The following is a 13,314-nucleotide window of genomic DNA, read 5'->3' as shown; positions in this document are numbered from 1 at the left end:
CGGTGATGGTCAATATTATAATTGGAGCTATCATTTTTGGTTATGCAGCATATACGTTAGTTAATTTTGTAAAGAGAAGTAAAAAAGGCAAATGCGCAGCATGCTCTTTAAGTAAGTCATGTCAATCGCAAACTTGTAGTCCAGATATGGAGCAAATTGCTCAGAAATAGAAAAAAGCTTTGCGAAATTCGCAAAGCTTTTTTGTTTACTTTTTAATTTTTACAAGTTGTGATGCTTCTACTCCATTTGCTCCAGGTAATTCTTTGCTAGGGTCTTTATCAAATTTTAGAATACCTACAGATTTTTCTTCACCTTTTACATTTCCATATGCTGCGTCATCAACGATGGCAAACATATCTCCATAAGAACGGCCGTCACCGATAATTGTGTTACCTTCATATTTTAATTTCGCTCCATCAAGTGTAGCATTTTCAACTTTCTCTTTTGCAAATAATACACCTTGCTCTGCTGTTACAGCTGGTAACTTATCAATTGCTTTTGTGTCATCATTTTTATCGACTTTTTTAAGTAGTTCTTTCTTAACGAGTTCTTCACCAGTTTTCTTATCCATTACAAGTACTTTTTTACCTTCAAGTGTTGCAACTTTCATTTTATATACATCTTTTTCTTTTACATCTTTTTTGTTTTTATCTGCGATTTGCTGAACTTGATCTTCCGTTCCGTATAATACTAAGCCGTTCGCCTTTTCTCCTAATAAAGAACAACCTGATAATGCTCCGAATGAAATTGCTGCTGCTAACCCGATTCCTACTAATTTTTTCATGATGATTTCTCCTTTTTATATGTTTTATAGTAAATACAGTTTTTGTATTAGTCCTGAAATTATGAGAAGCTTTTTTGTTATTCCGTTGCTTCTGGTATTAGTGTATAAGAAATATGGAGATGTAACTATCGAGTTAGCTTACAGTAACATTACAATTATGTAATTTAGTGAAATCGCGCAAAAATAAGTTAATTTTGGAGGCAGAAATAATAAGGATATAGTAGGAATACAATATTATATCTGGAATGTCATATTATATTGGCTGTATTTTGGAAATAACATGTAAGGACATCTTAGTTTTGTTATAATAAACACATAGGTTGTAAAAATGAATATTCTTACTGAAAAGGGAGATTTTTAATTTTCCAAGTAGTGAATTTGAAATATGAGGTATATCATAGGAGGAATTTGGATGTCTGTATTTAAACGATTAAGAGATTTAACAATGTCGAATGTGTATTCATTAATTGAAAAAGCTGAAGATCCAGTTAAGATGACGGATCAATATTTACGCGATATGCAAGCGGATGTACAAGAAGCTGAGAAAAGTGTAGCAGCTCAAATCGCACTTGAGAAGAAATTCAAAATATTATTTGAAGAGCAAGAAGCACTTGTGAAAAAACGTGAAGAGCAAGCTCATATGGCTGTTCAAGCTAGCAACTTAGATCTTGCGCGCCGTGCTTTAGAAGAAAAACAAAATGCAGAGCAAAAGATGAATGAGTATAAAGCGAGCTATGAGCAAAACAAAGCAGCTGCTGATAACCTTCGTCTTAAGCTAGAAGAAATGCGTAAGCAATTAACAGAGCTGAAAAATAAACGTGAAACACTTGTTGCACGTGTAAATGCAGCGAAAGCACAAAAGAATATTAATCAGGCGATGTCTGGATTTGATTCAAATTCAGCAAAAGCTGGTTTAAGCCGTATGGAAGAGAAAGCACTTCAATTAGAGGCTGAAGCAGAAGCAAGCGGTGAAATTTACAAGAAAGAAAAGTCGTTAGATGATGAATTCGCAAGCTTAAACAAAAATTCTGTTGTTGACGATGAATTAGCTCGTATTATGAAGCAGTATGAGAAATAATATAGAATAGACAAAGAAACCGACATGTCTGAAGAGAATTCATGTCGGTTTTCTATTACCTTTTAGAGGAGGTTTTGCAATGACGTGGACGAATGTTTTAGCCATGCTTGTATGGACTGGAGCGAGTGCGGTACTTTTATTTGCAATTATGTGGGTTGATTCGATTTTTACAAAATACAATGATTTAAAAGAAATAAAAAACGGGAATACAGCTGTAACAACTCGTTTCGTTATGAAATTATTTGCGCAAGGTTATATTTTATCCCAATCGATTACGAAAGCGAATGATTTATGGCAAGCGCTTCTTGCCTCAGCAGTTTCATTCGTTATTTTATTAATTGTAGAAATGTTCATTGAGTTTGTGTTAAAGAAAATGTCTGGTTTAGATTTAGAAGAAGGAACGAAAGAAGGCAGCGTAGCACATGCGTTGTTAGCTGGTTCATTACATATCGTTGGTGCACTTATTTTAGGTGCTTGTTTATAAAGAGAAAAGGAGGGGTAGATTGTGAGTTTATTTAAACGTATTAAAAATATAATGAAGAGTCCGGAGCCGCCGAAGCCAGAAAAGAGTCTTTTAACGTTGGCTCCTGGCGATATGATTGAAGTCTCGTTAGTCATGTACGAATTAACTGGGAAAACGAGCATGCATTCTCGCAAAGAGATTGTTTTAACTTTGCAGGACGGGAAAGATATTCGTTATTTGAAAATTGAAGACCGTGAAAATACGTATTACAAATTGTATACACCGATTGATGGTCGTTTAGATTCAATCGATGAAATTCCGACGACGATTGAAATGGATGATATAGAGTATCATATGGAAGAACAATATAATGGACGTGTTGTTGTTATGGGGAAAACACCATTCGCTGCTTCAGAAGAACAGTACGTATGGGAATTCCAGTCGGACAACCGCAAATTATTACGTGTTGAATGGCAAAATGGTCGCACAATGATGTATGAGGGAGAAGTAATTATTCCTGCTGATGTACAAATCATAAGAGCAACATAAGGGGGGCGTAATCATGTCAAACCGATTGTTTACCATGATTAAATCGTTCGTGATCCCTATACTTGCTATCGTTACATTACTTGTTATTGCCGGTTATGCTTTATCGGGCTGTCAAAGTGGTCAGGCGAAGTCAATTCAGGACCGTTACCCACTAGAGTCTGTCGCAAAGGATGGTAAACAAGAATCTTACGTGTATAGGGCCGCCAATCGGTCAGTTCCTGAAGTTGCAAAGGAGCTTATAGCCGAAAGGAAACCGAAGCAAGCATCTAAAGAAGACGAAAATCAAATGTTCCTCGTTTATTCTGATAAAATGTATAATTTACAAAAGGATAAAGAGAAACCATCTGATACGTTAATTGAAATAAGTAATGAAGAATTTGTCCGTCAGAATTACCAACCATCCTTCTTACAAGGATATATTATGGGGAGTATATTAAACGATATATTCGGTTCACGAAAATCATCATACGGTGATTATCGCGGATATAATGACAGACAAAATCATAAACCGGTTATCCCGGAAAGACCACCTACGAAAGAAGAAAAGAAAACCCCGCCTCCAATTACGAAGGAAGGGAAAGGATCTATTATTAAGCGAGGCGATAATGTAGATCCGAAATCATCTGTAGGTGATAAAGGAAGTATTACGGAAAAAGGAAGTGACAAGACGCCACCGCCTTCTACCGGAAGCAAAGGGAAAATCACGAAAAACCCAGGTGGCTCGAGCGGATCTGATGTGAAGCCGAAATCATCCATTAAAACCCCACCAAAGAATACGTCTCCCCCGAAAACAAGGGTTGGCGGTTCAGGGAAAATTATGAAGAGAAGATAGTATAGAGACCGAAAAGTGGAATTTGCTTTTCGGTCTTTTTATTATGGGAATTAATTCCTTGTAGCTGGTACAATTAATGAATAAGGAGGGAATATTATGACTATGTATAAAAGATTTAGTTTAATCATGTTCCTCGTATTATTCCTCAGTTTGTTTATTAGTACAACGATGAAATTTCACTTTGTAGTTGGCATTCTATGGATACTATGTACATGTACTCTCTTTCTATATATTCCGCTTCGCTTTCAACATGAAGTGAACGCCTTTCAAAAGTACGTCGATTGGATTAAAAGCGGAGGAAGATGGGGGGAGTAAAATATATCAACGGTTTTTCGATTATATCTATCGTAACTCAAAATATATCAACGATTCGAAAAGGAATATTGATTTACCAACTTCATAATAAAAAGAGGGTGTGCCAATATTTTGGCACACCCTCTTTTTTCATAATGATTAATGAATATCACGTTTCTTAAAGCTACCGCCTTTTACTTCAGCTACGTCATAAACTGTAATAAAGGCATTAGGATCGATTTCATTAATCAGGTCCTTCATTTTACTTTCTTCTAAACGGTTAATTACACAAGATATTTCTTTAAATTTCTCTCTTGAATAACCACCATAAACTTCATTGTATGTTGCGCTTCGGCCTAAACGATCGCGAATTGTTTCTACCATTAATTCAGGCTCTTTCGTGATGATTTTAAATGTTTTCGAACCACTTAAACCAACTTCAACGATATGAATCACTTTCGAAGCGATAAAGTAAGCAATTGCCGAAAGGATAGCCCCTTGAAGACCAAATACTGTTGAAACAAAAATAAAGACAAACATATTTAAGAATAAAATAAGGTCACTTGTTCCAAAAGGTAACTTACGAGAAAGTAATACAGCTAGCATATCGATTCCATCTAATGCGCCGCCGTTACGTAGTGCTAGTCCCATACCGAAACCGATAATAATACCACCAACAACAGTAATTAAAAGCGTGTCGCCTTCAATAATTGTTGGGATTCCGTGCATGACAACGGTACCTATTGCTAATGAAGCAATCCCGATGATGGAATAAATTGCAAAGCTTTTACCGATTTGTTTATATCCTAACCAAACGAAAGGAATGTTAATAACTGCGATTAGAGCTCCTAATGGCAATCCAAATAATCTTGAACTAACGATACTTAAACCAGTCACACCACCGTCTGATACGTTATTTGGAATTAATACCGCTTCTAATCCGTATGCTGTGATAAATGCCCCAATAATAATCATTAAAGCTTTTGAAGCAATTTTTAGCTTATTGGGCTTACTCTTGATCATTTTTTTCATATAATTTCCTCGTTTCAAACTAGTTTCTTATTTGTTACGTAATTCACACCTAAACTCCATTTTAACATTTAATTTGAAAAAATTCTCCTTTAATGGATGTATGCAGGGGATATTATCACCATATTACCATTAAAATATTTTTGAAATTCGTATAAGAAATCCCATCCTTTTAAAGGATGGGATGTTGTTAAGAAAGTATAAAACTAACGACTGTTAGGAATAAAGCGAAACCTAAAATAGTTCCACATATTTTCATATGGCGCTTACGCCCCATAACGACAATTGCGACATATTCGCGAATCATTGCATTAGGCCAGTAATAAAAGGCTGTTTTTGATCCGATTCCTTGGCTATTAAGGCCAGCTTGTCTTGCATATATGCCAGCGCGGAAAAGGTGAAAATTGTTCGTTGTAAAAATACTTCTATATTTACCTTCAGGCTTTAAAGAATCCATAATTTCTTTAGAGAACGACATATTTTGATATGTGTTTACAGAGCGATTTTCTTGCACTGTATGTTCAAGAGAAATTCCTTTTTCAACAGCGTAATTTTGCATCGCTTCTGCTTCCGGAAGCCCTTCATCTGGACCTTGTCCACCAGAGAAAATGATTGTTGGTGGTGTATTCACAGCGGCTTGTTTCCAATAGAAGTCGATCGCTTTATTAATACGACTTGCAAGTAAAGGTGGCACTTTGTCATTAATTAAGCCACTACCAAGAACGATGATGAAATCTTGATTACGCTTTGGTCTGTTGAATTGGTATAAAAAATAAGCAGTTAAGAAGTTAGATAAGTGTATAAAGAAATATACAGTTATAAGAGAAATACCAGCGAAAATAGGCTGGAAATGTGATGAGAACAAACTTGCTGGATTTATAATAGGGAGTAACATAAAGAATAAAATACCTAAAGCAGCAATGAGTGTTAAACAGTTAGTGAAACGTCTTCCTTCTCGTTTCATTAAAATTCTAGCATTCAGAAATAACCCAAACATTAAAGCGATAATACCAAAAGGAATCATAATGATAAGTGCTAAAATAGGTAGCAATATAATTGAATGCAGGGTAGTATTGCCTGAATCATAGGATGTAATAGTACAAAAAATAAGGAAAGAACAGAAAAAGGCATTGAATAAAAAACCGTTTATTATTTTCCGTGGATCTTTTAAGTAAGAAATAAGAAAAGTAATAAACAATATAAGAGGAATAATTCCGAAATACATAAATATAGTACACCTCAATTTGTATAATGTTTTATTGCATCCTTAATATTACATGATTTTGAAGATGTTGATAAAAAAATAACGATTTCGAATTTTCTCAACAAACGATATAGTTAAATATGGTAAAATGTATTCAAAGCGATATATTAAAAGTAAAATGGTTGAAGAGGCACTCTGTGGAGTGTCTTTTTCTTTTTGGTATGTAATTATGCATATTATGTTTATTTTCAAGGGAAGAGGATTAAAATATAAGTTGTGGATACACGCTATAAAGCAGAATTTTATATTAATATTTATCTCTACTCTTTTTGTACCTAACAATCTTGTAACAATTCATGATTCTGTTTTCTAGTGTGTGTTTACAAAAAGCGGGATGGGGTATATATAAACAGGGGAAAGGACGTCTTCTTGAAAGGCGTCTTTTTGTTTCTTAGTATAGATAATTTCCACTATTAACGTAGTGCAAACTATCTATACTAAACATTAGCAATCTTCCGTATAAACATTATCAATTTACTATATATTCCAGTGGTGTTAAGCTACATATGAAAGGCTTTCTTTTTCAAAATATTACCCCTAATAAAATTTTGAAGAAGTCAACTGTCTCCAAACTTGCCATTAATGCTTAGAGAAAAAGCACTCAATTTGAGTGCTTTTTCTTATTCAAACATGCTATTTTTTTAGGCGATGTTCATAAAATAAAAGTAACGAAATGAAAGTAGGTGAAAAAATGCCGGCAGTCGTTGAAGGTGTTATTATTGAAAACTGTAACGGAACAATTAATTTAGGTGATAAATATAATGTGCATCCGATTGAAAAAACGAAAGCTTATAATGGATCGGGATCTTCAAATACCGGATTAAATGTGAGGACATTCAGTGGTATTAGTACGGCAGATGTAACGGATAACGATGTGTATGACCAAGTAATTCAATCTACGTTATAATTTTTATATGTAAAATTGCATAAAATGATGTGCTTGCCCTGTGATACAATTTAGTTGTGAGCTGTTAGTGATTCTTCTTTATCATAGTTGTTAGATTAGAAATGTAACATCTTATCGAAAATCATACGTAAAATAAAAAAGACACTTCGCTCGAAGTGTCTTTTTTATTTTAGTGATATCCTTTAGCAGAGTCTTTATGAATTTTATTTTTAAATATGCTGTAGCTCCAAAGCTGATATCCAATAACGATTGGTACCATGACGATTGCAACGAAGAACATAATTTTTAAGTTTAATTGACTACCAGCTGCGTTGTATAACGTTGTACTATAAGCGTCGTTAATACGAGATGGTAACATTCTTGGGAACATACCTGCAAAACCAGTTGTCATAAACATTGCGATTGTTAAGCAAACGAATGTGAATGCAAGGCCGATTTTATGTTTGTACACCATAATAAGTGTGAGTACACTCATTAACATTGCAAGTACTGGAAGAATGAATAGTACAGGATATTCCGTGAAGTTTTGGAATAAATTTGTACGATTTGCAGTTGCGACATAGAAAATAGCTAAAATGATAGCAGCTGCCATTGAAAATGGTCTTGCGATTTTATAAGCACGATCAGATACTTCGCCAGTTGTTTTAATCATAATCCAAAGGGCACCAGATACGACGAATATAGCAGTGAAGAAAAGACCACCTAAAATACCATAATGGTTTAATAAGCTAAGTAAAGTTCCTTCATAACCATTTTTTCCGATTTGCAGCCCGTAATACAGGTTAGCGAATGTAACACCGAATAAGAAGGCGATTAGGAAACTACCAATTGTAAATGCCCATTTACAAGTTTTTTGCCAAATTGGTGAATCGTCTTTATGCATAAATTCAAGTCCAGCGGCACGAGCAAATAGTGCAAGTAATACTAAAAACAGTGGTGTATATAGGTAACTAAACATATTTGCATATGTGATTGGGAAGGCAGCAAATGTTGCACCACCAGCTGTAATTAACCATACTTCATTACCACCCCAGAATGGACCAATTGCTTCTTGTAATTGATTTCGTTCTTGTCGGTCTTTCGCAACGAATGGGAAAATCATCCCGTTACCGAGTGCGTAGCCATCAAGAATGAAGTAAACTGTCCAAATTACGCCCCATAAACCGAACCAGATAATTGCAAGCATATCATGAGACATGAGCTGTACCTCCTTCAGTAGCAGGTTCTTCTAATGCAGCGGGTCCTTTTTTCGCGAACTTCAGCATTAAGTATACATCTGCAATTAAGAGTAAAGTGTAGAACAATATTAAACTAATTAATGAGAACCAAATTTGTGGAACTGATATAGGTGACACGGATTCTGCTGTACGCATTAGTTTATAAACTGTCCACGGTTGACGACCTACTTCAGCAACAATCCAGCCAGCATTAATCGCAATGTATGGAAGTAAGACAGACCACATTGTAATTTTTAAATAACGTTTTGAGTTTTCTAGTTTTCCTTTTCGGTTTAAATAGAATCCATACCAAGTTAATGCCATAAAGAACATACCAAGTGCAACCATTAAGCGGAAGCTATAGTACACGAGGTTAACGTTTGGACGATCTTCTTTCGGAATATCTTTTAAACCAACAATTTCTCCATCAAATGAGTTTGTATAGAAGAAACTTCCGAGTTTGGGAATAGTAAGGAATTCAAAGTTCTTTTCATTTTTCACATCAGGAATTTGAATGATTGAGAAGCCTTGTCCTTTTCCAGTTTCCCAAACAGCTTCCATCGCAGCTCCTTTTGCTGGTTGATATTTAGCAGCTGATACACCGGATTGATGGCCCATAAATGGTGTAATTGTTGCGGCGAATAAACCTAACATTAAACCAAATTTAAATGATTTTTTGAAGAATTCCACTTCGTTTTTACGTAGTAAGTGATATGCACTAATTGCCATAACGAAGAAAGCACCGACAATATAACAACCAATTACAGTATGGAAGAACATATTCCATGCATATGGATTTGTAACAAGAGCCCAGAAGTCATTTAATTCAGCGCGGCCATTACGTACTACATAGCCAACGGGGTTTTGCATAAAGCCGTTTGCTGTAATAATCCAAAGGGCAGAAATATTTGTTCCAAGTGCAACCATCCACATACAGAAAGCACGGAACTTTGGTGAGATTTTGTCTTTACCGAATAACCATATTCCCATGAAAGTAGATTCTAAGAAGAAGGCAACGAGTGCTTCGATTGCGAGAGGTGATCCGAAAATATCCCCCATATATTTGGAGTACTCAGACCAGTTTGTTCCAAATTGGAATTCCATCGTAATTCCGGTTATAATCCCCATTACGAAGTTAATTGTAAAAAGTTTTCCCCAGAAATTTGCCATTTTACGGTATGTTGGATTCAATGTGCGGGCGTATTGAGTTTCCATACATGCTACTAAAATAACAAGTCCGATTGTCAAAGGTACAAATAAAAAGTGATAAAAAATAGTAATTGCAAATTGAAAACGACTTAGTAACAGAACGTCGGACATAATAAATATTCACTCCTTTTTTACATTATCTACAATCAGTTTATAGTGAAAAAACGTTTAAAGTATGTGAGACTTGTTACAAAGGTGTGTGTATATTTTGAAAGAATTATGTCGATTATCTGAAAATATCCTATTTTTACTATAAAGCAATATCCTTTTTGAGTTTTTCAAATTTTGGTACACTATATATGTAGTGTAAATGAGAGAAAAGAGGGTTCTTTACTATGAAGTCATTAGAAGAGATTTTACAATACAATGAAAAATTTGTTGAAGAGAAAAAATACGAAGAGTATGAAACAGGGAAATTTCCAAACAAAAAGATGGTAATTATCTCTTGTATGGATACTCGTCTTGTTGAATTATTACCGAAAGCAATGAATATGCGTAACGGTGATGTGAAAATTATTAAAGTAGCAGGCGCTGTTATTTCACATCCGTTTGGAAGTATTATGCGTAGTATTTTAGTCGCTGTATATGAGCTTGGAGCTGACGAAGTATGTGTTGTCGGTCATCATGATTGTGGTATGGCAAAAATTCAAGCAAGCAGTACAATTGAGAAAATGAAAGAGCGCGGCGTAACAGAAGAGAAATTAGATACACTTCGTTATTCTGGAATCGATTTAGAAAGATTCCTACAAGGGTTCTCTAGTGTAGAAGAAAGTGTAGAACATAGTGTGTCAATACTTCGCAACCATCCGTTACTTCCGGAAGAAGTACCTGTTCACGGTCTTGTTATAGATCCTGACACAGGAAAATTAGATTTAGTTGTAAATGGTTACGAAAATTAAGAATTTACTTTGTCATCCTTTTTATCTGGGACAGGATCAAATCCTCCTGGATGGAAAGGGTGACATTTTAATATACGCTTACATGTAAGCCAAAATCCTTTGAAGGCACCGTGTTTTTGAAACGCTTCTAATCCATAATGAGAGCAAGTTGGATGAAAGCGGCACGTTGGCGGTGTCATCGGAGAAATGAACTTTTGATAAAAGCGTATAATACCGATAAAAATCTGTTTCATAATGGTCTCCTTTTCAGCATAGTCTTAAAGTATTATAGCACGACCGTACATAATTCTTTACTAATGTCGATTTCCGTTATATCATATTGGATATAACGGAATTAAATTAAAAGCGGGAGAGATGTTATATGCCATCAGTAGAAAGCTTTGAATTAGATCATACAATTGTAAAGGCGCCTTATGTAAGACATTGCGGAGTCCACAATGTAGGTAGTGACGGTATTGTAAATAAATTTGATATTCGTTTTTGCCAACCAAATAAACAAGCAATGAAACCAGATGTTATTCATACGTTAGAGCATTTATTAGCATTTAATTTACGTAAATATATTGATCGTTATCCGCATTTTGATATTATCGATATTTCACCAATGGGTTGCCAAACAGGATATTATCTTGTAGTAAGCGGAACACCGACGGTTCGAGAAATCATTGATTTATTAGAACTAACATTAAAAGATGCGGTTCAAATTACAGAAATTCCAGCTGCAAATGAAACACAATGTGGCCAAGCGAAGCTTCACGACTTAGAAGGAGCACAACGCTTAATGAACTTCTGGTTAAGCCAAGATAAAGATGAACTTGAGAAAGTGTTTGGATAAAGTGATACTTTAATCAGTGGGTGAGAGTCTTATTGCCTACAAATAAAAAAACTGCCTGTGAAAGGGCAGTTTTTTTATTTGTAGAAATGTATGTTATGAAGAGTATTGACTTTAACGTATACGTCAAAGTTTATAGTAGGGATAAATAAAGTAAGTAAAGGGAGGAACTGATGGATAAGTATAGCATTGGCGAAATTTCAAAAGAAACGAATGTAACGACGAGAACACTTAGATATTATGAGGAAATTGGATTGTTAAGACCGTCTTATGTTGCTGATTCAGGATATCGTTACTATTCAAAAGATGATGTAATTACATTGCAGCAAATCACAACTTTTAAAAAGCTTGGTTTTAAGCTTTCAGAAATAAAAGAAGTATTAAAAGAAGAAGAGGGGATTTCAGAAGAAGGAAGATGGAAAAATGCGATTCAAAATGAAATTCAAACAATACAAGGGGAAGTAAAAAGATTACAGGATTTAGAAAAGCTACTATATACAACATTTCATTCCATTGAATTAACAGGAGAGCTTAGAACAAAAGATTTAATGTTATTTATAAAATCAGTACAGGGAATTGATCAGAGGGAGAAATTTTGGAAAAGATATTTTAATGAGGAAGAGCAGCAGATTATTCAGGGCTTACCAACATTTGAAGAAAACGATAAAAGAACGAAAGAGTGGCTGCAAGTATTAAGAGAAATTCGCGAGCGTATAAATGAACCAGTAGATTCACCAGAAGTTCAACAATTGGCGGAGAAAGTAGTGGCTTTTTCCATGCATATATTTCAAGAAGATGAACAATTAATAAATAAGTATTGGGAATTAATTAGACCTGAAGAGGGGGAGATTGCAAAAGTATATGGACTTGATTCGGAAACAATGAAGTATATAGATGAAATGGTAGAGTATTATTTGAAAAAGGAGGAAGATAAATGACAGCTATGCAAAAAGAGAAGCTATATGGAAAGGAGCACGCACGATTAGAGCGGCAATACTTTTATAAACATGTGGGCATTTTCATTCTTGCGCAGCTTTTATTTATTTTTGTAATAGGGCTTGTACCAGCTCAAGAGTTACCAAGTGGATCTTATATTCTTCATATGAAAGAATGGATTTTGAATAAACAAATAGGCTTTTATAAAAATACAACTGTTAATACCATTATCAGTGTTTGGACATCGGTGCTCATTATTCATTTTATTTGGGCGATGTCGTATATCTTTTTTCCGAAAAAGAAACGTAGTTCGCTAAAGCAAGAAACACGACAAGAGGTAAAAGAAGAAGTGAAAAAGAAAAAGGAGATTAGTACAAATAGGGCGTGGCTGTATTTAGTATTTGGAGGCTTAATTGAAATATATTGGGCAACAGGATTAAAAACAAATTCGATGAGTATTTTGACACTTATTGCAATTTTAGTTAGTTTTCATCTATTAATTGAAGCAACTAAAAGAATCCCAATTGGAACGGCATATGCAGTATTTACTGGAATTGGGACAGTGGGAACGATAGTAGTAGATATTTTATATTTTAAAGAGCCATTTTCGTTTATTAAAATTTTCCTTGTTTGTTTATTAGCACTATTTATTATCGGATTGAAATTTAGTGGCGACAAGGAAGAGGTGAAATAAAATGGCGTGGATGTATTTAATTATAGCTGGGCTTTTTGAAATTGTCGGTGTAATTGGGATAAAGAAAGTAGCAAAAGATAATAATTGGACGAATAATATTATTTTAATAGGTGGATTTATTATTAGTTTTCAATTTTTAACGATGGCGCTCCAAGAAATTCAGTTATCAATTGCATATGCAGTTTGGACTGGAATTGGGACGCTCGGTGCAGCGGTTGTCGGTATTTTATTTTTTAAAGAGCCGAAAAATGCTTTTCGGATTATTTGTATCGTTGGAATTATGGGGACGATTATTGGATTGAAAGTGGTGAGTTAAAGAAGAGCAAA

At 34.7% G+C, this 13,314-nt stretch carries 18 protein-coding genes; 12 read left to right on the top strand and 6 right to left on the bottom strand.

The annotated features are described in order from the left end of the window. Positions 1–2 precede the first annotated feature (2 nt). Positions 3–170: a FeoB-associated Cys-rich membrane protein gene (locus MR155_RS16870; protein ID WP_033708410.1), complete on the top strand. Its 168-nt coding sequence runs from the start codon at positions 3–5 to the stop codon at positions 168–170. Between the two features lie 35 nt (positions 171–205). Here the strand turns inward: MR155_RS16870 and MR155_RS16865 are convergent, their stop codons facing one another. Beyond that, a complete protein-coding gene (locus tag MR155_RS16865; protein ID WP_044443882.1) occupies positions 206–784 on the bottom strand; it encodes a lipoprotein BA_5634 family protein in 579 nt (192 codons plus the stop codon). Between the two features lie 412 nt (positions 785–1,196). On the opposite strand from MR155_RS16865, the gene MR155_RS16860 reads away from it, so the two are divergent. From MR155_RS16860 to MR155_RS16840, 5 genes are all read left to right on the top strand, one after another. Beyond that, entirely contained in the window at positions 1,197–1,862 is a 666-nt protein-coding gene (locus MR155_RS16860) for a PspA/IM30 family protein (protein ID WP_002015754.1), read from the top strand. Positions 1,863–1,941: 79 nt separating this feature from the next. Next, on the top strand, positions 1,942–2,346 hold the full coding sequence (locus tag MR155_RS16855; RefSeq protein ID WP_128856533.1) for a DUF350 domain-containing protein: 405 nt from the start codon (positions 1,942–1,944) through the stop codon (positions 2,344–2,346). A 21-nt stretch (positions 2,347–2,367) separates the two neighbouring features. After that, entirely contained in the window at positions 2,368–2,874 is a 507-nt protein-coding gene (locus MR155_RS16850; RefSeq protein WP_016092500.1) for a DUF4178 domain-containing protein, read from the top strand. A 13-nt stretch (positions 2,875–2,887) separates the two neighbouring features. Next, a complete protein-coding gene (locus tag MR155_RS16845) occupies positions 2,888–3,706 on the top strand; it encodes a DUF4247 domain-containing protein (protein WP_219301149.1) in 819 nt (272 codons plus the stop codon). A 96-nt stretch (positions 3,707–3,802) separates the two neighbouring features. Continuing rightward, entirely contained in the window at positions 3,803–4,021 is a 219-nt protein-coding gene (locus MR155_RS16840; RefSeq protein ID WP_016095932.1) for a hypothetical protein, read from the top strand. A 138-nt stretch (positions 4,022–4,159) separates the two neighbouring features. Here MR155_RS16840 and MR155_RS16835 read toward each other — a convergent pair whose 3' ends face one another. Next, complete coding sequence (locus tag MR155_RS16835; RefSeq protein WP_219301150.1) at positions 4,160–5,032, bottom strand: YitT family protein; 873 nt, start codon at positions 5,030–5,032, stop codon at positions 4,160–4,162. Between the two features lie 187 nt (positions 5,033–5,219). Further along, positions 5,220–6,254 carry a YdcF family protein gene (locus MR155_RS16830; protein ID WP_219301151.1) on the bottom strand — a complete coding sequence of 345 codons (1,035 nt, stop codon included), beginning with the start codon at positions 6,252–6,254 and terminating at the stop codon, positions 5,220–5,222. A gap of 712 nt (positions 6,255–6,966) precedes the next feature. Between MR155_RS16830 and MR155_RS16825 the strand changes: the two genes are divergently transcribed. Next, the gene (locus tag MR155_RS16825) at positions 6,967–7,200 is read left to right on the top strand and encodes a spore germination protein (protein ID WP_088040298.1); all 234 of its coding nucleotides are present in this window, start codon (positions 6,967–6,969) and stop codon (positions 7,198–7,200) included. Positions 7,201–7,369: 169 nt separating this feature from the next. Here the strand turns inward: MR155_RS16825 and cydB are convergent, their stop codons facing one another. Both cydB and cydA read right to left on the bottom strand, forming a co-directional pair. Continuing rightward, on the bottom strand, positions 7,370–8,398 hold the full coding sequence (cydB, locus tag MR155_RS16820; protein ID WP_219301152.1) for a cytochrome d ubiquinol oxidase subunit II: 1,029 nt from the start codon (positions 8,396–8,398) through the stop codon (positions 7,370–7,372). Beyond that, entirely contained in the window at positions 8,388–9,737 is a 1,350-nt protein-coding gene (cydA, locus tag MR155_RS16815) for a cytochrome ubiquinol oxidase subunit I (protein ID WP_060750091.1), read from the bottom strand. The genes cydB and cydA overlap by 11 nt, the downstream gene beginning before the upstream one ends. Positions 9,738–9,961: 224 nt before the next feature. Between cydA and MR155_RS16810 the strand changes: the two genes are divergently transcribed. Then, positions 9,962–10,525 carry a beta-class carbonic anhydrase gene (locus MR155_RS16810; protein ID WP_002089163.1) on the top strand — a complete coding sequence of 188 codons (564 nt, stop codon included), beginning with the start codon at positions 9,962–9,964 and terminating at the stop codon, positions 10,523–10,525. Here the strand turns inward: MR155_RS16810 and yidD are convergent. After that, positions 10,522–10,758, bottom strand: coding sequence for a membrane protein insertion efficiency factor YidD (yidD, locus tag MR155_RS16805; RefSeq protein ID WP_002112460.1), 237 nt, complete (start codon positions 10,756–10,758; stop codon positions 10,522–10,524). The two genes, MR155_RS16810 and yidD, sit on opposite strands and share 4 nt — an antisense overlap. A gap of 128 nt (positions 10,759–10,886) precedes the next feature. Here yidD and luxS point away from each other — a divergent pair, with 128 nt between their 5' ends. From luxS to MR155_RS16785, 4 genes are all read left to right on the top strand, one after another. Next, complete coding sequence (gene luxS / locus MR155_RS16800) at positions 10,887–11,360, top strand: S-ribosylhomocysteine lyase LuxS (RefSeq protein ID WP_001141371.1); 474 nt, start codon at positions 10,887–10,889, stop codon at positions 11,358–11,360. A gap of 170 nt (positions 11,361–11,530) precedes the next feature. Next, on the top strand, positions 11,531–12,295 hold the full coding sequence (locus tag MR155_RS16795; RefSeq protein ID WP_242310604.1) for a MerR family transcriptional regulator: 765 nt from the start codon (positions 11,531–11,533) through the stop codon (positions 12,293–12,295). After that, positions 12,292–12,987: a DMT family transporter gene (locus tag MR155_RS31810; RefSeq protein WP_277958696.1), complete on the top strand. Its 696-nt coding sequence runs from the start codon at positions 12,292–12,294 to the stop codon at positions 12,985–12,987. The genes MR155_RS16795 and MR155_RS31810 overlap by 4 nt, the downstream gene beginning before the upstream one ends. Before the next feature lies 1 nt (position 12,988). Next, positions 12,989–13,303 (top strand): DMT family transporter, encoded by a 315-nt coding sequence (locus MR155_RS16785; RefSeq protein ID WP_061674613.1) that lies wholly within the window; start codon positions 12,989–12,991, stop codon positions 13,301–13,303. Positions 13,304–13,314: the final 11 nt, after the last annotated feature.

It is taken from the genome of Bacillus cereus group sp. BfR-BA-01331, assembly GCF_022663915.1.
GTDB classification, from domain to species: Bacteria; Bacillota; Bacilli; order Bacillales; family Bacillaceae_G; genus Bacillus_A; species Bacillus_A mycoides.
This window is presented reverse-complemented; position numbering and strand designations above follow the sequence as displayed.